The organism is Helicobacter typhlonius (genome assembly GCF_001460635.1).
Lineage (GTDB): Bacteria > Campylobacterota > Campylobacteria > Campylobacterales > Helicobacteraceae > Helicobacter_C > Helicobacter_C typhlonius.
Genome location: NZ_LN907858.1, coordinates 755,032 through 776,306, shown reverse-complemented (window position 1 = coordinate 776,306; position 21,275 = coordinate 755,032). Strand labels below are relative to the sequence as shown.

The window sequence follows — 21,275 nt, the reverse complement described above, 5'->3', positions numbered from 1 at the left end:
ATAAGGAGAGGACAATGAGCAAATACGAGCAATTCATCAAAGAATATGAAGCGCACAAGAGTGAGCGAGCCGCACAGGGCGTTCCACCATTAGCACTTGATGTAGCACAAACACAATGTGTAATTGATATGTGTAAAGATTCTAGCGTAAGTGCCAAAGACAAGGAATTTGCGAAAGAATTATTGGTGCATAGAGTGAATCCGGGCGTTGATGCGTCAGCTCAACTCAAGGCGGCATTTTTAGGAGAGATTCTCCTTAATAATAAACAGGATTGGGGATTTAGCCCAACTGAAGCGGTAAAGTATCTTGGCACAATGCTTGGCGGATACAATGTATCTCCGCTCATTCAAGGACTTTCCCTTAGTGATAGCGCACTCGCAAAAGAATGTGCGAATGCCCTTAAACACACACTTTTAATCTATGACAACTTTGAAAAAATTGCCGCGCTCAATACGCCACTTTCAAAAGAGATTATAGAATCTTGGGCAAATGCGGAGTGGTTTAAAAACAAAGAGGACTTAAGCGAAGTAATAAAGGTCTGCGTATTTAAGATTGATGGTGAAACAAATACCGATGATTTAAGCCCCGCAGGAGATGCTTTCACACGTAGTGATATTCCTCTTCACGCTAAAGCAATGCTAAAAAGCAGAATTGAAAATTTTGAATCTCGTATTGAATCTGCTAAGAAAAAAGCTGCAGAAAACAATGCTGTTGTGGCGTATGTAGGAGATGTTGTTGGAACAGGAAGTAGCCGAAAGTCTGCTTGTAACTCTATTTTGTGGCATTTTGGTAAGGAGATTCCATTTATCCCTAATAAGAAAAGTGGCGGTATTGTCATTGGTAGCGTGATTGCACCTATTTTCTTTAATACTTGTGAGGATAGCGGTGCGTTACCTATCGTAGCTGATGTGAGCGAACTCAAAGACGGCGATATTATCGAGGTCAATACAAGCAAAGGTGAGATTAGCAAGGGTGGAAAAGTCGTTGCTACATTTAATCTCAATCCCATCACACTCGCCGATGAAATTCGTGCAGGTGGTAGAATCCCACTCATTATTGGTAGAGGACTCACTGCAAAAGCACGAGAGTACCTCAAACTCGGCAAGAGTGATGTATTTAAAGAGCCAAAACAACCGGCAAGTAGCCAAAAAGGTTATACCTTAGCGCAAAAAATGGTAGGAAAGGCTTGTGGCGTAGAGGGTGTGCGCCCGGGCAGCTATTGTGAGCCAAAAACTACAACCGTGGGTAGCCAAGATACCACAGGTGCGATGACAAGAGATGAGATTAAGGAACTTGCAGCATTGAGCTTTGGGGCGGATTTTGTTTTACAAAGCTTCTGCCATACAGCAGCATATCCAAAACCTGCTGATGTGAGCCTACACGCGACTTTGCCAAACTTCATATCTGATCGTGGCGGCGTGGCTTTGCGTCCAAAAGATGGTGTTATTCACTCGTGGCTTAATCGTATGTGTTTGCCTGACACGGTGGGGACAGGTGGAGATTCACATACGCGTTTCCCTATTGGTATTAGCTTCCCAGCAGGAAGTGGGCTTATCGCTTTTGCCGCTGTTACAGGCTCTATGCCGCTTGATATGCCAGAATCTGTGCTTGTGCGCTTTAAAGGCAAACTCAATCCGGGCATTACACTACGCGATTTAGTGAATGCAATTCCCTACTATGCGATTAAACAAGGGCTTCTCACCGTTGAAAAGAAGGGTAAAAAGAATATCTTTAGCGGTAGGATTTTAGAAATTGAGGGCTTAGGAGACTTAAAAGTAGAACAAGCCTTTGAACTTAGCGATGCGAGTGCAGAGCGAAGCGCAGCGGCGTGTAGTGTGCGTCTCAATAAAGAGCCAATTATTGAATACTTAAGCTCAAATATCAAGCTTATAGAATCTATGATTAAAAATGGCTACCAAAATGCTGCTACATTGCAAAGACGCGCAGACAAAATGAAAGAATGGATTAAGAATCCTGTGCTTTTAGAGCCAGATAGCGATGCGGAATATGCGGCTGTGATTGAAATTGACTTAGCAGAGATTAAAGAGCCAATCCTTGCTTGTCCAAACGACCCTGATGATGTAGCGACTTTGAGCGAGATTCACGCTAATGCCAAGCGTCCAAAAAATATCGATGAAGTCTTTATCGGTAGCTGTATGACAAACATCGGGCATTTTAGGGCATTTGGTGAAATCGTCAAAAACGAGGGACAAAGCAAAACACAAATTTGGATAGCTCCGCCTACTAAAATGGACGAAAAACAGCTTACAAAAGAGGGATATTTCTCACTCTTTGGTGCAGCAGGTGCGAGAATGGAAGCTCCGGGTTGCAGTCTCTGTATGGGAAATCAAGCACGGGTAAGAGATAATGCGGTGGTATTCTCTACCTCTACGAGAAACTTTGATAATCGTATGGGCAAAGGTGCGCAGGTATATCTAGGAAGTGCGGAGCTTGGCGGTGTATGTGCAATGCTAGGCAGAATCCCAACCGCAGAAGAATATCTTAAAATCGCTCCTCAAAAGATTGAATCCAAAAAGGATAATATCTACACTTATCTTAACTTTAATCTTATGGAAAATTTCACGCTTTAATCAAACAAAGCGTAGTGCTTAATTTAAACTCATCTAAGGCTTTACCTCAAAGCCTTAGATTCTTAAAATCCACTCTTGTAACTCCAAATAGAATCTACAAAGCTAAAAGCTTTTTGCAAGATTAAGAATCTTTTGAGCAAAAATCTGCAAGCGTGAATTTGTGGCTTTGCTACTGCACACAAACTACTTATCCTAATTTTTTATATCATTTTATGAGAATATCCTTTACCCCTTGCGATATTTTCGAAGCTTGCATATTTCACACTTCATTTATTTGTGTAAGGAAAAATGTATCTTTACTTAACAATATCTACATCTTTCAATTTTCCATAATAACAACATCTCCTCTTGCCCTCAAAAAAAAAGGGGGGGGGGTAAGAGAATAGTAATACATCTATGAATAAAAAATAAACCTCTTTGTTTTTGCGAAATAAAAAAGTCAAAATGGTTTTACAAAAGAGGATTCTAAAAAATGATATAAAATCTTTCTTATAAACTTTAGAAGCATTGATTTAAAAAGTCTTGAATCTAGCAGTTTCCTCCCGTCTCATTACATCTTGGCTTAAAGGAGTTTTTAATCCACAAGAGTGTATTATCATAGGCTTTATAAGGATTTGTATAATCCCCTCATTTTGGAATGTTTTCTAAAAATACGTTTTGTGATTAAAGGAACACAATGGATAATACAATACAAATTGATGTGCGCGATTTGCCCTGCCCTGAACCTGTTGTAAAAGCAAAACAAGCCTTACTAGGTGTAAATGAATACGCCCTCAAACTCCACACTTATGAAATTATCGGCAACACCCCCTCTTCTAAGGAAAATCTCTCACGTTTTCTCAAAGCTGAAGGTTTCGAGTTTGATATAGGCTTTGGGCGAGATGGGCAGTTTATGATTGTCCTCAAAGGCAAGGCAGAAAAAGAGGCAAAGCAAGGCAAAGATAAAATCATTCCCAAAATGATGCTGTTTAAAAGCGACAAGGTGGGTGAGGGCGAATTAGGCGGTATGTTAGCAAATGGCTTTCTCAAATCTCTCCTCCACGCTGATGTGTTGCCACAAAAGATTCTATTTATCAATCGTGGCGTGCTCCTTACCACGGATAACAAAGAAGTCAATAATGATGAAATTGTCGAGGTGCTTAAAGAGCTTGAAAAACAAGGTGTGGAGATTTATTCTTGCGGTTCGTGCTTAAGCTATTTTGCCCTCACAGAGCGTCTCAAAGTCGGCGTGATAGGCAATGCGCTAGAGAGTATCCAAAATATGCTTACAAGCGATAGTCTCATTTCGCTTTAAGTTGAATGCTATAAGGCAAGATTCCAAATAGGATAACTAATGGCAGATTATGATTTGACGCAACATATTCAATGCGCTGGTTGAGCCGCTAAAGTGGGTCTGGCAGACTTATCACAAATCTCTAGCGGACTTAGCCAAAGCCCAAATCCTCTCTTACTCGCAGGATTTGATAGCAATGAAGACTGCGGGGCTATGCTCCTTTCCCCCACCGATGAGTATGCCCTACTCTCAAGCGTGGATTTTATCACGCCTGTGGTAGATGACCCCTACATATATGGACAAATTGCCGCTACAAATGCACTTAGTGATATTTTTGCTATGGGTGGTAGGGCGACAAGTGCGCTCAATCTGCTTATGTGGGATAGCACACATTTTGATAGCAAAATCGCAAATGAGATTCTAAAAGGTGGGCTCAACAAAATTACCGAATCTGGAGCATTGCTCCTTGGCGGACACACGATTAAGGATAATGAGCAAAAGTATGGCTTATCGGTTAATGGCATAGCACACAAAAATCATTTATGGCGCAATAATGCGGGGAAGATTGGCGATAAGCTTGTGCTGACAAAACCCATAGGTAGCGGAATACTCACCACCGCCATAAAGGCGCGTATGCTCCACAACCCACAGCAAGTTATAGAATCTATGCTAGCCCTCAATCTCTATGCGGCAAATATCGCTCAAAACTATGAGATTCACGCCTGCACCGATATTACAGGCTTTGGACTTATTGGACACGGGCTTGAAATGTGTGCGGAGACTACGATACAAAATGCACAGCCTGATAATCTAAACACAAATCCACAAAGCCCAAAAAGTCTTTTGTTCTACACGCAGCAGATTCCATTATTTACTGAATCTAAAGAACTCGCACAAATTGGCATCGTGCCGGGTGGCTCATATGAAAATAAAAAAGCCTTGCAGGATAAAGTCGCCTTGCATTGTGCGCTAGAAGATGATATTTTCTATTATGATGCGCAAACTTCTGGCGGTTTGCTCTTTGCCCTCCCTGCAAGAGATGCAGATCAATTTGTAGATGAACTGCGTAGAAATGGTATAGAATCTGCAATTATCATTGGCGAGATTATCCCAAGGAGCACAAAGGCTATTATACTAGGATAGTTTCAAGACTCTTTAAGAAAACTACTTTTGGCAAAAGACAATGAGATATAGCATAAGCCTAAGCCAACTTACCCTCCCCAAAGGAGGAATAAGCGAGAAAACACACGATGAGTAAAGCAAAAAATGAGGGTTGCCCTAGATAACTTGCATTAAGAGATTCTAAATCTTACCAAACAAAACAAAGGAGAGGCAAAGCCTCTCACATATACAATCGTGCATTAAGATTTCTTAAAGATGCAAAATACAAATTTTACGCGGTATGCAACTCAAACATTTCACAAATAAATTTAAAAAATATAACTTTTTGCCGATTTAGAAGCGAGATTTTTTTATTTAAAGGAGGCTTTTATGCAGTTTAATATGATTAACACCTTGGTGCGTAGATTCTATATTCTCAAGGAAGAGGGTTTTGTGCTTAATGAAAATTACAATGATGACTTGCAAAATATCCTTTCAAAAGAGGAACTTGCCATATTCTTAGCAATGTTTGAAAACGACAATGTGGACAAGGCAGTCGATAGTATCAAACGCTCCTACACCAGCGGTGCGGCAAACAAGCAATATGTGATTAATATCCTCTCCGAGCCAAAAATCACGCAAATCGCTATTACGCTCCTTAAAGATGCTAAGCCAGAAATGCTAGAAAAAGCAATTCGTGTGCGCAAGGATATAGATGCAGCCAGCGTGCAGTTTTTGGATATTATGAAAGGGCTTGAAGAAAAAATAATCACTTTCATCAACTCACGCGTGAGTAAGCTTCCAGCAAACACATCACCCGATGACTATCTCAAAACCCTAGCCACAAAAGAAATCAACATTAGCAATCTCGCACGATACTTTGGGGGAGATTTTGAAAAGGCATACCTTGATGACAGCGGTGCAGGTAAATCATATTATGAACTCCTCGCTTGCAGGGTGCTTGTGAAAAATAAATTGATGCGTGTCGAGGACGCGCAGTCGCTACTCCTAACCTTTATTTGGAATGCCATTCCAGCCTTTAGAACCAAAACACGCGTTACATCAGTTGGTAGCGTGAGATAAGTAGCCTTAGCAAAAATATAGAATCTACATTCATACAATCTCACAAAAATACCCACCCCAAACCTCGCCAAAAGCGAGGAGTTTAAGTGGTATTTAGACTTTACATCAAGACAATCTCGCAAGAAACTTCCACATATCTACAAAATCCCCACCTACCCAAAATGCTACATACAAAGTGCCTTATCACAAAAAAAATAGAATTCTATTAGTTTTGGAATATATATTGCTTACTCATCTGTGATAAATTGTAGATTTTACACGAAAGGATTCAATATGTTAAGGTCTTTGTGGTCAGGTGTTAGCGGTATGCAAGCACATCAAATTGCGCTTGATGTGGAGAGTAACAACATTGCCAATGTCAATACGGTGGGATTTAAATACTCGAGAGCTTCTTTTGTGGATATGCTTTCACAAATCAAACTCATCGCAACTTCTCCCTACAAAAATGGACTAGGAGGGCAAAATGACTTTTCAGTCGGTCTAGGTGTTGGGATTGATGCTACAACAAAAGTCTTTTCACAAGGTAATACACAAAATACCGATGTAAAAACAGATATCGCCATTGAAGGAGATGGTTTCTTTATTATCTCCCCAGATAGAGGGACTACGCACAACTACACGCGTAATGGTGAATTCCTCTTTGACGCAAATGGTAACCTCGTAACTACCGGTGGTTATGTTGTGCAAGGTTGGGTGCGCCCACCATTAGAGGCAGCAGAATCTGGATCAATGAGTGACTTTGATTTCTTTAGAGTGGATAACACAGGACCTGTGCGAAATATCCAAATCGACCCTGGTATGGTTATGCCTGCTCGTGCAACAAAAACTATTACCTTGCGCGCCAATCTCAACGCCGGACGCCATATCGACCAAATGCAAGATGTTGCTGCACTAGATTCTACTGCGCGCACTGCAGCTGATGGTGTAGCTCCTGTGTATGATTCTCGCGGTGTGCTTACGCAAGTAGGTGAGGATTTGGGTGTGCTATTCAACGATGACGGGGACGCATTCGCTCTCAATGAAAATCAAGGCATTTGGATGAGTTATAAAACCGCTATGATTCGCCACGAAACAGTTAATACAGATGAAGTAAGCACAATTGGTATTAATGGTGAGATTGTTAGTTTTGCAAATAACTCCGCAATTACCGGTGTTAGCTCAATTACTGCCGCACAAAATGCGATCAACTCTTTACGCGATAAAACAGGAGTAGGTGCATATGTCGATGCAGGACAACTAAGAATCGAAAACCGCAACCAAAAAGATGGTGGTGAAAAAGTGAAAAATGTCCGAGTTACCGCAGATGGCACAGGTGTATTTCAAAACTTCGTCAAAGGCGAAGAAGACATTACCGCCTTTAGATACCGCTATACAAAATCCGAAGATGCAGATTCTACCACAGGACAATTTAGGACTACCGAGGATTTGCGCGCACTGATTCAATATGACGCAAATATGATTAAGAATCCTGAAAAAACCTACTATGAAAGCACCGCGTCAGTAGCCGTAACACTCAATAAATGGGGTATGTTTGAAATCACAAATGGTGATGATTCGGACGATGAGCAACGCAACCTTAGCCTTTTTGTTACAAGCCACTTTAGCGACAGCGTAACAAACAATGTGCTATTCAAAGAAACGATGAAAGCCTTAAATACTGCCTCGCTCATTGAGGGCGGCTCTGGGGTAACCACAGGCAAGATTGTGAAAGCCACTCACGCCACAAGCGTGGATATCGTTGATAGCTTAGGTAGTAAGCACAATATTCGCTTTGAATTTTGGAAAACAGGCGATGCAGTATGGAGTTTTAGAGCGATCGTGCCTGAACCGGCGCAGTTTGTAGGTGGTGCAGCAACGAAACCAAATGTATTTGAAGGCGGAAGGGCGACTTTTAATAGTGATGGCTCCCTTTCAGGTATGAATCCACCAGTATTGCAATTTGACCCAAAAAATGGGAGCAAAGGTCCTCAAAGACTTGAACTCAAATTTGGTGCAAACGAAACATTTGGCGGATTAACAAGTGTGGATAAGATTTCAGAAACTTATTCAATCAACCAAAATGGCTATCAAGCCGGAGACTTAATGGATATTCGCTTTGACTCCAATGGCTCACTCCTTGGCGCATTTAGTAATGGACGCTCTATTGCTCTAGCACAAGTGGCTCTTGCAAATTTTGCGAACAACACAGGTCTTCAAGCCGAGGGCGGAAATGTCTATTCTCAAACCGGTAACTCCGGTGAGCCGATGATTGGTGCGGCAAATACAGGGCGAAGAGGCGGAGTATCGGGCAGTAAGCTAGAGATGAGTAATGTGGATTTAAGTCGCAGCTTAACGCAGCTTATTGTTGTGCAAAGAGGCTTTCAAGCCAACTCCAAAGCTGTAACGACATCAGACCAGATTCTTAACACTCTCCTAAATCTTAAACAATAATTGACTTTCTTTTGAGTAGGCTATTCCCAAGCTTACTCACTCTTTTTTGTAATTTTTAAGTCATTTTTATTATTTTAACTCCAAATCTTACTCTTTATTGATACTTGCGTTTTTTTTTTTTTTGATAACATTGCGACTTTAAATTTTAACTTATATCAATTTGAGAGAAATAGTGTGTATAAAAAATTATTGTTTTTAGGAATCTTACTTAACCCTTATGCTATATTTGCAGATGAGCAAAAGCTAAAGGGTTTGGTTATACTTGGTGGAGGAGTAAGAATCATAGAAAGTCATCTTTTTCCACAACCAAAAGATTATTTAGGAAGCCGCCAAGATAAACCAAATGTGTATTATCAGCCTATTCCTTTAATCGGGCTAGATGTAACTTACAATAGTGTTACCAAAGCAAAAGATAGTATTTTCCTAAAAGGCTTTAGCGGGAGAAATTTAGGAGGACTTAAACTCGGCTATGCCATAACTTATGGGAATCATAAAAGCGAGTTTGCCATTATTAGCTCCATATATGAGAGAGCGTATGCTAATCCCTATATTGAGGGCAATCGTAAAGAGAAGGCGTTAAATAAATATGGCTTTAATTTCACTCAAACCTATATGTTTTCACCTCATCATAATTTTTTTATTAATTATATCTTTCAACATCACGATTATAAGGGTGAGAGCATACCTTACCCATCTCTTAGGCGCAATAAATCTATCCACGAGGGAGAAATTGGCTATCAATTTATGTTTCTTAAGATTGTGGGACATTATGATTATGGCGAGGCAAAGGGAGAAGCAGAAAGCTATCGTGCTTATGGCGGTAAAGCGAGCATTACAATACCTTTAATGAATACAAAGCTTATATTGAAACCGAGTGTTGGCTATTTTAAATACACTACCCAAGCAATAAATCCAATCTTTAATAAAATAAGAAGCGGAGTGGTTACACAATATAGTTTTTCTATGTATAAAACCCACTTCCTACACCCACACGTTTTGATTTTTGCAAGCTATAAAAAAGAAAAGCGTGGCAGCAATATCGCATTTTATAAAGAAGATTATCAATATATTATGAGTGGATTAGGCTATAGTTTTTAATTACAAATCTTACAAGCCCCCATCAATATCTATGATTGTTATAGAATCTTAAAAAACTTTCAGTCAAAGCATTAAGCAAGAGAGTTAGCAAAAATTTGTCATAATACTAAAAATCTTAAAGGAGTGGTGTTATGACTTCTCATTTTGAACGCATTATTGCTCAAAATAAGCTTAAAACTTATGCGGTTTTGGCTATATATATCATCATTTTTATACTTATTGGTTTGCTTGCAGATATTATCCGCATTGACGCCCCAAGTCTTCAAGAGGGATTTGCTATGCTCCTTAGCCTATATGAATTTCCTCTTATTACTTTTGGTATGACACTCGTAGCCCTTTGTATAATTTTCTTTAGCATAGGACAATTTTCACGCATTATGCTAAGTGGCAATGAATATAAACGCATTAATCCTAATAATGTCCTCTCACGCAAAGAATCTCGTCTCTATGGAATCTTGCAAGATTTGCTTAAAAGCGCAAATTGTTCTTTTGAACCCGCACTTTATATTATGGAAGCCCCTTATATGAATGCCTTTGCAAGTGGGTGGAATGAAAAAAATTCTATGATTGCTGTTACTTCAGCGTTGTTAGAGCGATTAGATGAGAGTGAGCTAAAAGCGGTAGTCGCCCACGAGTTAAGCCATATTCGGCACGGAGATGTGCGATTAACGATGTGTGTAGGGATTTTAAGCAACATTATGCTTTTAGGTGTGAATATTTTTGCCTTTTATTTTAGCTCTGCCCAATCTCAAGGAGCAAAGAGCGCACGCACTCTCTTGCTTATCTTACAATTTATTCTCCCACTTTTTACACTTGTGCTAAGCCTTTTTATCTCTCGTAATCGTGAATATATGGCGGATTCTGGAGCAGCATATTTAATGAAAGAAAGTGAGCCAATGGTTCGGGCATTACAAAAAATTAGCCAAGATTATGCGCAAAATAATTATCAAGAGCCAAATCCCACACGAGCAAATGCCTATCTTTTCGGCATAGGTGAGATTCTAAGCACACATCCAAGCATACAAAATCGTATAAAAGCATTACTTGGGCAACATTTCTAGGACACACTATGACAAAGCACACAAAAAACCAATCCCTACCCTTACAATCTCCCCTTTTAAAGCAAAATACACAGCTTTTTTTTGAAACACTCTGCCAAAATGTTGGGGAGAATCCTAACCGAGATGGATTGCTCCGCACTCCCGAGCGTATAGCTCAAAGCTTCTCTACTATGCTAAATGGTTATAGTCAAAGTCCCAAAGAAGCACTCGGGAGTATTTTTGAAGAGAATGTATGTGATGAAATGATTGTGCTAAAAAAATTACATTTTTACTCTATGTGCGAGCATCATTTATTACCATTTTTCGGGCATATCTCTGTTGGCTATATCCCGGATAAAAAGCTTGTGGGTATTAGTGGCTTAGCGCGATTAGTGGAGGTTTTTGCGCATAGGCTACAGATTCAAGAAAATCTTACGACACAAATTGCTAATGCGCTTGATGAAGAGCTAAAACCCAAAGGAGCAATGATAGTCTGTGAGGCACGACATCTCTGCCTTGAGATGAGGAATAAGCAACCCCAATCGCCTGTTATTACCTCTACATTACGCGGACTTTTCAAAAAGGATTCACGCACACGCGCAGAATTTATGCAGCTCATACAACACTAGAGGCAAAATTTTTCGCTATTATGCTTCAAAATAGCCAATCTGCGCGTGTTTAACCCATAAAACCCCTTTACCATATTGACAAAAGCGCATTTTTTTGGCAATATGCCCCCGATTCCCTACAAGCTCTGCTTTTAGTGGATAAAATTATGGAGGTCTTAAATGAAAAAAATTCTTGTAAGCTCTGCGCTTAGCGCACTTTTGGTTTTACCGGCGGCGGCTCTTCAGGTGTATGAAAATGATGGCACTTCACTTGATGTATATGGTTCTATCCGTGGTTATGTAGGTATGGGTGAAAATGCAGGCTACGCAGACAATCGTGGAAACTTCCTCTTTGGTGTGCAAGGAAACTCACACATTGGTTTCAATGTATCAGCGGATAAATTCAAAGCAAAAGTTGAGTTTGGTGCAAATGAGCCAGATAATAGTGTGCCGACTCTTACTCCTCTCCGCTTCTTCTGGGGATCTTATAATACAGGTCTAGGAACTATCCTCGTGGGTAAGGCAAACACTCCTACAACTGATATTTTCTCAACAGGTGTGCTTAATGCCGATACTGCGCTTAATGGCTTTGGTGGTCTAGGCACAAGCACAAGAAGATTGCAGCTTCAATACAATATCGCTGGACTAAGCCTAGCATTAATCTCTGACTATTTGGGAGAATCTATCGGTCTTAGTAATGGACAAAGCAATGGAACTGGTGCAAATACAACAATGCCTCGTATCGCATTGTCTTATACTCTCTATGGAGATGGTGGTAGCCCACTCTTTCAAGTAGCTGGAACATATAAGAGATTTAATTCAGGTGCTGCTACTAGTTATACTAATGGAATAGCAACAAGACTACCCCTTGGAACTGAAAAAGATGCGTGGCATATCTCTGTTGGCACAAAGCCTACATTTGGTAATAACTTCATTTCACTCTTTGCCCACTATGGTAAAAACCAACATTTCTATGGCGAAACAGGCACATTCTACAATGGTGGTAACTTCAACCATTCAGGAGTGCAAGTAACTTCTACAAATGGAGATGTTAAACGTTCAGGTGTGAAAGCCGAGCTTGGTATAGGTCTCTCTAAAGATGCGACATTCACACTTGGAGCTGGGTATCAACAAACATTTGGCGATATCCAAGGATATTACAACTCTATTGGTGTCTTCGCACAAGTGCCTTATAAAGTAAGTGCAAACTTTGTATTAACTCCTGTAGTTGGCTGGTTCCAAACAGCAGGTAAAGATGGCGCAAAAGTCGCGAGTAATATAGATAAAGTAACAAGTGCAGTAGGTGCTGTGCGCGTTATGTGGAATTTCTAATCCCACTCTTTAAGCATTTAGCCTAAAAATAGAATCCTCTTTTTATAAAGAGGATTCTAGCCCCCACATTTTTCAAACCTCTTTTTTAAACTTTACAACAAAATCCATTTAAAACTTTCCATTATAAGCAGGAATGCCAAAACTTCGATTATGATTTTATGCACTTTTGTGCTAGAATCCGCCTTTTAGCTTAACACTTTAAGGTATCCTATGCAAATGCAAATGCTGTATTCAAAGATTCACCGCGCTTGTGTAACAGACGCAAATCTTAACTATGTCGGCTCAATCACAATTGACAAGACTTTAGCAAAAAGCGCAAATCTCCTTGCGGGAATGAAGGTAGAGATTCTTAATATCAATAATGGCGAGAGATTTAGCACCTATGTGATTTATGGTGATAAAGAAGGCGAAATATGCCTCAATGGCGCGGCAGCGCGCAAGGTGCAAATAAATGATATAATCATCATTATAGCCTATGCCTCATATGACACACAGGAATTAGAAAATTATAAGCCTACAATCGTGCAAGTGGGGCAAAATAACGAGATTCTATCTATAACAAACGAGGTGTAAGATGTTTGACCAAAGCAAACTCGGGGAAATGCTCGGCTCTATGCAAAATACCCTAAAGGAGCTAGAGGAGCAAAATAAGCAAACCACCCTCACTACAAAAAGTGGCGGTGGGCTGGTGCAAATCACTGCTAATGGCGCAGGGGAAATCATAGATATAAACATCGATGATAGTTTGTTAGAAGATAAAGAATCTTTGCAGATTCTGCTAATGAGTGCATTTAATGATTTATGCAAGAGCATAGAAAGCAATCGCCAATCAAGTGCCTTAAATATTCTTAATGGGCTAGGCGGAGGATTTAATATCTTTGGCGGAAAACCAAATGGCTAATAATATGCTACATTTTTACACAAATTTAAGGCTATGGATTCATAAAAAAGCCTTTTTTTTGCAATATAACAATGCCTTTATAATGTGGATTTACAGGATTGTATACATTCAATGCCCCAACACAAAGCAGATTCACAAAAAAAGACAGAATCTAGCACCTTTGCCTTTTCTCGCACTTATTATGCTTTTTATCACGCTTTGTGCCACAAGCTCGTTTAGCTATGATTATTCACATTGCAAGAGATATTTTAAAGCCGCTAGCACACCTGTGAATCAAAGCTATGCTATTAGCCTAAAAAACCCTAGAGGAGGGCAATATCATCTTATGTATGCGCCGAGTGCGCCAAGCGGAGTGAAGATTCTAAAAGCCGACCCATTCATCGGGCTTTACCTCATCTCCGCACCCAACACAAAGCAAAGCTATGAGCTACTCCCGCTTGATTCACGCACATTAAACGATAAAAATCTCGCCTTTATAAGCGCAGATAAAGCAAATGTAGGACATATCACAAAGCGACAAAATGGCTTTTTGGACTATGCAAGATTCTCATCTGCCACGCAAAGAAATGGAGTTTTAGGCAATATCTGCTATCAAATCTATGGCATAGGTGTAGGCAATGGGCAGTTTATAGAAAAAAAATATATCGATAGATTCTTATCGCAAAAAACGCCCTACTATGGTGATATAGGCATTCGCTTTAGCTCAAGCAAAGCCATTGTGGGCGCGATTGACCCATTTTCACAAAATGCTTTCTCTCCAAATGATGAGATTATCTCCATAAATGGAAGCAAGATTGCTAATGCAAACGAGGCGGAGTGGATTATAAGCAATCTCAAAAAAGATTCATTTGCAAAGGTGCTTATTAAACGCAATGGCAAAACTATGCAAATCAACGCTAAAGTGGGGCAAAGATATGGCGGTTTCTTGCTCGGGGAGACATTTTTAGAACGATTTGGCATACATATTGATGAAAATATGCTTATAAAATCCATTAATCCAAATCGAGCCGGGCGATTTGCACCATTACGCGTAGGGGATACAATCCTGTGGATTAATAAGCACCCAATCATCACAGAAAGCACAAATACTGCTCGTAAAAAATTTGATAGATTTAGGGATTTGCTCTCACAAACGCGTTTTGATGAGCGATTTGATGGAGAAATACAGCTTTTAATTATGCGTAATAATCTTGAGATTTTTATCAAGCTCTAAAACAAGGATAGCAAATGGCACAACATATCGCAGAGATTCTAAAAGATTTTGAATCTTTTCTTACCGCACAAGCCCCGCAAGTCCCGAGCTTTCATACGCATTATGAAAGCGCACTTTGGGAGATGATGAAAAATGGCGGTAAGAGATTCCGCCCTGCCCTGCTCTTTTGTATTGTCAATGCCCTTGCGCCACAGCTGATAAAAAATGCCTTTCTCCCCGCGCTTAGCATAGAGTGTATTCATACCTATTCGCTCATACACGATGACTTGCCTTGTATGGATAATGCTCCCTTGCGGCGCGGACACGTGACTTTGCATACAAAATATGATGAGACTTTAGCCCTGCTTATTGGAGATGGATTAAACACCTATGCGTTTTCGCTCCTCGCTCAAGCGCGACTTGATTCTAATGTAAAACTCGCGCTTATAGAATCTATCGCCACAAATGCCGGTATCGGTGGTATGGTGCTAGGGCAGGTGCTTGATTGTGAGTTTGAAAACACAAAGCTTTCGCTTGAACAATTAAAAATTATTCATCTTAACAAAACTGCAAAACTCATCGCCGCTTCCTTGCAATGCGGAGGCATTATCGCTTGTGCGAGTAGTGAGCTATGCGAGAAGCTTTATGTCTTTGGCTTGGAACTTGGCGTGTATTTTCAACTCCGCGATGATATTATCGATATGTGCTTAGATACGCAAGAGGCGGGAAAAACAACGCAAAATGATACGCATAAAAATAGCTATGTGAATCTGCTCGGTTTAGAGGGTGCAAAGGCGGAGTTTATGAGACAAAGAGCGCAACTCAAGGAGCAAATCGCGCTCTTTGGTGAATCTATTGCATATAACCTCACATCGCTTTTAGAGGATTATTTTAAGGAGATAGGATAAATGCAAAATCTTTTAGAGATGTATTTAGATTCTAAACACAACGCAAAAATTAAGGCAAAAGCGCAAAGGTTTAAAATATAAACACAAGGAGAGGTGATGAAAAGCATTCTATTAACCAATGATGACGGATTTGATTCAAGCGGACTACTCGCGCTTAAACACGCTTTGCGTAATATCGCGCAGATTATGGTAGTCGCTCCCTCACGCGAAAAATCCGCCTGCGGACACGGGATAACCCTCACGCGTCCGCTTAGTTTTGTGCGACTCGATGATGATTTTTATAAGCTTGAAGACGGCACACCAAGTGATTGCGTGTATCTCGCGCTTAATACATTATACGCAGAGGGCTTTAAGCCGGATTTGGTGATTTCTGGGATTAATTTAGGCTCGAATATGGGCGAGGATATTACCTATTCTGGCACGATTGCTGGAGCTATGGAGGCGTGTATCCAAGGCATTCCCTCTATTGCGATTTCACAGCTTATGACAGATGTCAATCGCACGAAGCATTTTGATTTTTCACTTGCAAAACATTGCATTGTGGATATAGTGAATATGATTTTTAACAAGGGCTTTCCTTTGGGAGAGCGCAAACTCCTTAATATCAATGTCCCACCTGTTTCAATCGATGAATGCAAGGGTTACAAAATTACACAAATGGGATATAGAATCTACGCAAATGATGCGCATTTGCACCGCAACCCGTGGGGCAGAGAATACTATTGGCTTGGGCTTCACCCACTGCAGTGGGAGGAGCGGAGCGATACGACTTATCCAAATGGCTCGGACTTCAAAGCTGTGAATGAAAAATACATCTCCATAACACCCATAAAGCTTGATATGACAAGCTATGAGGACAACGCGCGATTAGATGAATGGATAAAAAAATGAAATGCTATTTTTTGAATCTTGCGGATTTTGTGCGCTGCATTGCAAAGATTCATTATATGAGGATTTACCATACACAAATGTGCAACGCAAGGATTTGTAATGACTGAAATATGCGATAGATACACGCGCTCACGCATTATTTTTGGCAGTAAATTTGAAAAGATTCAAAACACAAAGGTTGTGGTTTTTGGCGTGGGCGGTGTGGGTGGCTTCGTGGTGGATTGCCTCTATCGTAGCGGAATAAAACATATTACGATTGTTGATAAAGATACTTTTGATATAACAAATCAAAACCGACAAATCGGCGCAGAGCATATCAATGAATCAAAAGTCGAGGTATTAGGCAAAATCTATGAGGACATTACGCCTATACGAGCGAGTGTCAATGCGGATTTTTTAGATTCATTTGATGTAATGAGTTTTGATTATATTGTTGATGCCATTGATGATATTAATGCAAAGGTGGAGATTGCTAAAATCGCCCAGCATAAGCCTTTGGGGCATTATATCGTCTCCACAGGTAGCGCGAAAAAATTAAACCCTCTTAATATTCAAGTGGCAAATATTTGGAAAACTTATGGCGATAAATTTGCGCGTAAATTTAGAGAAAATCTCAAAAAGGCTCATATTAAAAAGCCTTTTAAGGCAGTATTTAGCCCAGAAGTGCCACAATGTAAAGATTTAGGGAGTTTTAGTGGCGTAACTGCGGCTTTTGGACTGACAATTGCAAGCGAAATTATACAAAATATACTCAAAGGAGAGAGCAATGCAAGATGATTACGAGGATTTTGAGGACGATTACACCCAAGATGATGATATGGATATAGACTACTTTGAAGATGAGGGTGATGATAGCTCGTATAGCAACTATGACGATGATGACTATCAAAGCCCAGATAGCGAATATGACGGAGACTATGATGAATGATAGAATCCTCAAAGTCGCGCTAGTGCAGCAATCCTACACAGGCGATAGGGAAAGTATGGTAGCAAAAACCGCCACAATGATAGCACAGGCAAAGCAGAGTGGCGCACAACTCGTGTGTTTGCAGGAGCTCCACACACGAGAATACTTTTGTCAAAGTGAGAATCCTACCTTTTTTGACTATGCGAGTGATTTTGAAAAAGATATTGATTTTTTTAGCGCGTTGGCAAAAAAGCATAATGTTGTGCTGCTTACCTCACTCTTTGAGCGGCGCACCGCAGGGCTATATCACAATACTGCGGTAGTTTTTGAAAAAAATGGCGAAATAGCCGGAAAATATCGCAAAATGCACATTCCTGACGACCCGCAATTTTATGAAAAATTCTACTTCACTCCCGGCGATTTGGGCTTTGACCCAATACAAACGAGTGTGGGGAAGCTCGGGGTTTTAGTCTGTTGGGACCAATGGTATCCCGAAGCTGCACGCATTATGGCTCTTAAAGGTGCGGATATGTTGATTTATCCCACAGCGATTGGGTGGTTTGATGAAGATTCACAAGAAGAGAGGGCGCGACAAAGGGAAGCGTGGATAGCGGTGCAGCGAGGACACAGCGTTGCTAATGGACTGCCGACAATGGCGATTAACCGCGTGGGCTTTGAAAAAGATAGCAGCGGTGTGGAGAGTGGCATACGCTTTTGGGGAAGCAGCTTTGCCTTTGGTGCGCAAGGTGAGCTTTTGGCAATGGCAGATAGTGAGTGTGAGGAGCTACTGCTTGTGGATATTGACTTAAGTAGAAGCGAGGAAGTGCGGCGAATGTGGCCATTCTTGCGCGATAGGCGTATAGAATCTTACAAGTCCATTTTAAAAAGATTCTGTTTGTAGGATTAAGCTATAAATCTTACACAACAAATACTCTCGCGGGTCGAGAGTATTTCGCATTTGCTTACTTATCTTAAGTGCTTTTTGCATTTTTAAGTATTTTTAAGATTTTTGTATCTAGCTTTAGATATTACAACATCATCAAAATTTTGCTCTCTTGGCTTACTACTTGCAAATCTTTTCTGTTTTCAAACACACTTGATTGATTATTTTTAGGTAAAATGACGCGTTTCTTAAAGAAACGAATTTTTCTACAAAGGACAGACGATGAAAAAAGTTCTCGTTAGCTTGGCTCTTAGCGCAGGTCTAGCCACAGGTGCATTTGCCGCAGCAAATAGCAATACAGGTTGTGGTCTTGGTTCTCTCCTTATTGACAAACAAGGTCTTATTTGGAATTTATTTCAAATAACAACAAATAACTCAACAGGAACTCAAACTTTTGGTATTACTTCTGGAACATCAGGCTGTAAATCTGGCAAAATCGTAATGGATAGCCGCACACAAGAATTTGTAGCTGCAAATATGGATGCTCTTTCTCAAGAGATTGCTCAAGGCAGAGGTGAACACCTTGACACACTTGTAGAACTCCTTGATGTAAGCGACAAAGAAAGCTTTAAGGTAGCACTCCAAGAAAATTATCACAAACTCTACACAAGCAAAGACGCGCAAAGCACAGATGTGCTTGATGGCGTAGCGAGTTTATAATCCCACGCGCAAAGCTCTTAGGAGCTTTGCCCCCTTTCTTTTATGTCTTTTAGCTCGACTTATTCCAAACTCTTTTTTATTATTGTTATGTGTGCATACCCTACTCTAGCACAAGAAATACAAACACTACAAGATTCACACATACCCCAAGTAAGCACAGATTCAGAATCTAAAAACGCACAAAATACCCAATTTACCGCAGATTCGCAAGAGAAACACACACAATTAGCCCAAGATACACAAGCTCAAACTTCCCTAATCATTGATAGCCTTATCGCCAAAACCAAAGCTTTAAATATCGCAGATTCTAAAGAGTGGCGAGACTTGCTACATATTGATGGCAATAAAAGCGAAATTGTCTCGCCCTATTTTTTCCTCACACCACAATTTGGCGAATCTAAAAATATCGCACAAGATGAATTAGAATCTACTATCCGCGCATTCTATCAGCCAATCTCATCTATTGTCGTCCCCGAAGCAATTAGGCAAAAGCGTCTCAAACAAATCATCGAGTATGAGGAGAATGATATTAAGCTCCCCACACGCTCCATTGACGCGGAGGACTACCACGCGCTATGTCGCTTCCCCGCGCGATTTGCCTTTTTAGCCTCTAAGCTTGATTTTGCAGATTTACCCAAAGTGAATTGCGTGGATTATGAGGTTACGCGCAAATATATCGCGCCCTCAAAGGCAAGTATCGTATTCCCCTCCGCACATATCAACTCACCTGCTTCAATGTTTGGACATACATTTTTACTCCTCGATTCAAGTTTTAATTCGCGCCTACTCGCCTTTGCGATAAACTACCAAGCAGACGCCGACCAAAATAAAGAAAATCCCATTAAATTCGCTTTTAGTGGGCTCTTTGGATTTTATACTGGGAGTTACTCTATCCTACCCTACTATGATAAAATCAAAGAATACGCCAATGTAGAATCCCGTGATATGTGGGAATATGAGCTTAACCTAAGTAGTGAAGAAATCACACGGCTTTACAATCATATTTGGGAGTTAAGCGATGCATTTAGCTGGTATTATTTTTTCGACAAAAATTGCTCTTACAATATCCTATGGCTACTCGAAGTCGCACGCCCTAGCCTGCATTTGCGTGATACTTTTGTCTATCAAGTCAATCCGCCAGAAACTCTTTTTGCCCTAAAAAATGCAAATCTCATTACTAAGGCAGCCTATCGTCCAAGCAAACGCGCCAAACTCCTCGCCTATGAAAAAGTGATGAATCACTCACAAGTGAGTCTAAGCAAAGCCCTTGCAAAGGGCAAAAAAGTCCCAGAGGATATAACCCAAGATTCTCATCTTTCACTTAAGCAAAAGCAATACATTTTAGAATCCGCGCTTGAATTTAGCGAGTATAGATTCCTAAAGGGTAGGTTGGAAAAAGAATCTTACACGCAAATCGCGCATAATATTGCCTCCACGCGCTCCACACTTGGCGCAAATACACCGCCCTTTATCCCCACACGCCCTCCAAATCCGCTTGAGGGCAATCAAAGCCTAAGAATCACGCCTATGGTTCTTACAAATGCGCAGGGAGCGCACCCCGCACTTGATTTTAGGATAACTTTTCACGATTTGACTGATAATGACAAGGGTTATCTTAAGGGAGCACAAATCGAGTTTATGCGTGTCTTAGGCTATTATGATACAAGCAAAACCGCCTCTAGCGCACCAACCCTCTATCAATTTAATATCCTCTCAATCGCCTCAATCGCACAAATGAGTAAGTTTTTTAAGCCCTTTTCTTATCGAATTGAAACAGGATTCAATCGCACATTTAATGATGATGCTTTGCACTACTTTGCGGCATTTGGCGGTGGCGCATCTGTCAACCTATGGAATCTCGGCTATGGATATTACCTCCTTGAACCAACATTTTTTGTCAATACCTCTAAACAAGCCGACTTTGCACTAAGTCAAGTCGTGGGACTCGTGTTGAGCGATAATAACCGCCTCAAAGCCACGCTTGAATATAAGTTTAAGGCATATGACACGCGACATTTTAGCCACCAGCTCGATAGTAGTATAAGTGTGAATCTCGTGCAAAATCTCGCGCTTCTAGCAAGTGTAAGGACACTAAAAAATGATACCGCGCAATATTTTAGACCTGCGTATATGTTTGGATTAAGAATGTATTTTTAGCTTTTGTTGTAAATAAAGTTTCTATATTTCATTTTTTTATTGGCATATTTGAGAGTTTTTGCAAATTTTTAGAATCCTTGTTTTTTATTTAGGAGGGAGGGGAGAAAAAATACACAAAATGTGTTTGTGGTTTGCCACCCCACACACAAAACTCCTATTG

General features: G+C 40.4%; 19 protein-coding genes. All 19 read left to right on the top strand.

The window, feature by feature from the left end; translation table 11 throughout:
- The first annotated feature begins 14 nt into the window (after positions 1–14).
- The 19 genes from acnB (at position 15) to BN2458_RS03785 (ending at position 21,115) form a co-directional block, all read left to right on the top strand.
- The gene (gene acnB / locus BN2458_RS03870; protein WP_034325817.1) at positions 15–2,591 is read left to right on the top strand and encodes a bifunctional aconitate hydratase 2/2-methylisocitrate dehydratase; all 2,577 of its coding nucleotides are present in this window, start codon (positions 15–17) and stop codon (positions 2,589–2,591) included.
- Between the two features lie 676 nt (positions 2,592–3,267).
- A complete protein-coding gene (gene yedF, locus BN2458_RS03865) occupies positions 3,268–3,885 on the top strand; it encodes a sulfurtransferase-like selenium metabolism protein YedF (RefSeq protein WP_034328373.1) in 618 nt (205 codons plus the stop codon).
- A 93-nt stretch (positions 3,886–3,978) separates the two neighbouring features.
- Positions 3,979–5,007 carry a selenide, water dikinase SelD gene (selD, locus tag BN2458_RS03860; RefSeq protein ID WP_034328374.1) on the top strand — a complete coding sequence of 343 codons (1,029 nt, stop codon included), beginning with the start codon at positions 3,979–3,981 and terminating at the stop codon, positions 5,005–5,007.
- Between the two features lie 348 nt (positions 5,008–5,355).
- Positions 5,356–6,048 carry a hypothetical protein gene (locus BN2458_RS03855; RefSeq protein WP_034328375.1) on the top strand — a complete coding sequence of 231 codons (693 nt, stop codon included), beginning with the start codon at positions 5,356–5,358 and terminating at the stop codon, positions 6,046–6,048.
- A gap of 273 nt (positions 6,049–6,321) precedes the next feature.
- Entirely contained in the window at positions 6,322–8,478 is a 2,157-nt protein-coding gene (gene flgE / locus BN2458_RS03850) for a flagellar hook protein FlgE (RefSeq protein ID WP_034328376.1), read from the top strand.
- Positions 8,479–8,652: 174 nt separating this feature from the next.
- Positions 8,653–9,576, top strand: coding sequence for a DUF2860 family protein (locus tag BN2458_RS03845; RefSeq protein ID WP_058122044.1), 924 nt, complete (start codon positions 8,653–8,655; stop codon positions 9,574–9,576).
- 131 nt (positions 9,577–9,707) lie between these two features.
- Entirely contained in the window at positions 9,708–10,637 is a 930-nt protein-coding gene (gene htpX, locus BN2458_RS03840; protein ID WP_034342318.1) for a zinc metalloprotease HtpX, read from the top strand.
- Between the two features lie 8 nt (positions 10,638–10,645).
- Positions 10,646–11,245, top strand: a complete 600-nt coding sequence (folE, locus tag BN2458_RS03835) for a GTP cyclohydrolase I FolE (protein WP_034342316.1) — start codon at positions 10,646–10,648, stop codon at positions 11,243–11,245.
- Positions 11,246–11,404: 159 nt separating this feature from the next.
- Positions 11,405–12,556, top strand: coding sequence for a hypothetical protein (locus tag BN2458_RS03830; protein ID WP_034342314.1), 1,152 nt, complete (start codon positions 11,405–11,407; stop codon positions 12,554–12,556).
- A 210-nt stretch (positions 12,557–12,766) separates the two neighbouring features.
- Complete coding sequence (gene panD / locus BN2458_RS03825) at positions 12,767–13,129, top strand: aspartate 1-decarboxylase (RefSeq protein ID WP_034328065.1); 363 nt, start codon at positions 12,767–12,769, stop codon at positions 13,127–13,129.
- Position 13,130: 1 nt separating this feature from the next.
- On the top strand, positions 13,131–13,457 hold the full coding sequence (locus tag BN2458_RS03820; protein WP_034342312.1) for a YbaB/EbfC family nucleoid-associated protein: 327 nt from the start codon (positions 13,131–13,133) through the stop codon (positions 13,455–13,457).
- Positions 13,450–14,670 carry a DUF7488 domain-containing protein gene (locus tag BN2458_RS03815; RefSeq protein WP_231944850.1) on the top strand — a complete coding sequence of 407 codons (1,221 nt, stop codon included), beginning with the start codon at positions 13,450–13,452 and terminating at the stop codon, positions 14,668–14,670. Before BN2458_RS03820 ends, BN2458_RS03815 begins: the two co-directional genes overlap by 8 nt.
- A 14-nt stretch (positions 14,671–14,684) precedes the next feature.
- Positions 14,685–15,557 carry a polyprenyl synthetase family protein gene (locus BN2458_RS03810; RefSeq protein WP_034328061.1) on the top strand — a complete coding sequence of 291 codons (873 nt, stop codon included), beginning with the start codon at positions 14,685–14,687 and terminating at the stop codon, positions 15,555–15,557.
- A 96-nt stretch (positions 15,558–15,653) separates the two neighbouring features.
- Entirely contained in the window at positions 15,654–16,448 is a 795-nt protein-coding gene (gene surE, locus BN2458_RS03805; protein WP_034328060.1) for a 5'/3'-nucleotidase SurE, read from the top strand.
- A gap of 99 nt (positions 16,449–16,547) precedes the next feature.
- Complete coding sequence (locus BN2458_RS03800) at positions 16,548–17,225, top strand: ThiF family adenylyltransferase (protein WP_034342309.1); 678 nt, start codon at positions 16,548–16,550, stop codon at positions 17,223–17,225.
- The gene (locus BN2458_RS10115) at positions 17,215–17,376 is read left to right on the top strand and encodes a hypothetical protein (RefSeq protein ID WP_162845598.1); all 162 of its coding nucleotides are present in this window, start codon (positions 17,215–17,217) and stop codon (positions 17,374–17,376) included. Before BN2458_RS03800 ends, BN2458_RS10115 begins: the two co-directional genes overlap by 11 nt.
- The gene (locus BN2458_RS03795; RefSeq protein WP_407081055.1) at positions 17,369–18,256 is read left to right on the top strand and encodes a carbon-nitrogen hydrolase; all 888 of its coding nucleotides are present in this window, start codon (positions 17,369–17,371) and stop codon (positions 18,254–18,256) included. The genes BN2458_RS10115 and BN2458_RS03795 overlap by 8 nt, the downstream gene beginning before the upstream one ends.
- A 264-nt stretch (positions 18,257–18,520) precedes the next feature.
- Positions 18,521–18,958, top strand: coding sequence for a DUF3015 family protein (locus tag BN2458_RS03790; RefSeq protein WP_034342305.1), 438 nt, complete (start codon positions 18,521–18,523; stop codon positions 18,956–18,958).
- A gap of 87 nt (positions 18,959–19,045) precedes the next feature.
- Positions 19,046–21,115 carry an Lnb N-terminal periplasmic domain-containing protein gene (locus BN2458_RS03785; protein WP_081951400.1) on the top strand — a complete coding sequence of 690 codons (2,070 nt, stop codon included), beginning with the start codon at positions 19,046–19,048 and terminating at the stop codon, positions 21,113–21,115.
- Positions 21,116–21,275 lie beyond the last annotated feature (160 nt).

Bases quoted from the DNA above. Each gene is read 5' to 3' on its own strand.
- acnB (WP_034325817.1), top strand. From the start codon at position 15: ATGAGCAAATACGAGCAATTCATCAAAGAATATGAAGCGCACAAGAGT.
- yedF (WP_034328373.1), top strand. From the start codon at position 3,268: ATGGATAATACAATACAAATTGATGTGCGCGATTTGCCCTGCCCTGAA.
- BN2458_RS03855 (WP_034328375.1), top strand. From the start codon at position 5,356: ATGCAGTTTAATATGATTAACACCTTGGTGCGTAGATTCTATATTCTC.
- flgE (WP_034328376.1), top strand. From the start codon at position 6,322: ATGTTAAGGTCTTTGTGGTCAGGTGTTAGCGGTATGCAAGCACATCAA.
- htpX (WP_034342318.1), top strand. From the start codon at position 9,708: ATGACTTCTCATTTTGAACGCATTATTGCTCAAAATAAGCTTAAAACT.
- folE (WP_034342316.1), top strand. From the start codon at position 10,646: ATGACAAAGCACACAAAAAACCAATCCCTACCCTTACAATCTCCCCTT.
- BN2458_RS03830 (WP_034342314.1), top strand. From the start codon at position 11,405: ATGAAAAAAATTCTTGTAAGCTCTGCGCTTAGCGCACTTTTGGTTTTA.
- panD (WP_034328065.1), top strand. From the start codon at position 12,767: ATGCAAATGCAAATGCTGTATTCAAAGATTCACCGCGCTTGTGTAACA.
- BN2458_RS03820 (WP_034342312.1), top strand. From the start codon at position 13,131: ATGTTTGACCAAAGCAAACTCGGGGAAATGCTCGGCTCTATGCAAAAT.
- BN2458_RS03815 (WP_231944850.1), top strand. From the start codon at position 13,450: ATGGCTAATAATATGCTACATTTTTACACAAATTTAAGGCTATGGATT.
- BN2458_RS03810 (WP_034328061.1), top strand. From the start codon at position 14,685: ATGGCACAACATATCGCAGAGATTCTAAAAGATTTTGAATCTTTTCTT.
- surE (WP_034328060.1), top strand. From the start codon at position 15,654: ATGAAAAGCATTCTATTAACCAATGATGACGGATTTGATTCAAGCGGA.
- BN2458_RS03800 (WP_034342309.1), top strand. From the start codon at position 16,548: ATGACTGAAATATGCGATAGATACACGCGCTCACGCATTATTTTTGGC.
- BN2458_RS10115 (WP_162845598.1), top strand. From the start codon at position 17,215: ATGCAAGATGATTACGAGGATTTTGAGGACGATTACACCCAAGATGAT.
- BN2458_RS03795 (WP_407081055.1), top strand. From the start codon at position 17,369: ATGAATGATAGAATCCTCAAAGTCGCGCTAGTGCAGCAATCCTACACA.
- BN2458_RS03790 (WP_034342305.1), top strand. From the start codon at position 18,521: ATGAAAAAAGTTCTCGTTAGCTTGGCTCTTAGCGCAGGTCTAGCCACA.
- BN2458_RS03785 (WP_081951400.1), top strand. From the start codon at position 19,046: ATGTGTGCATACCCTACTCTAGCACAAGAAATACAAACACTACAAGAT.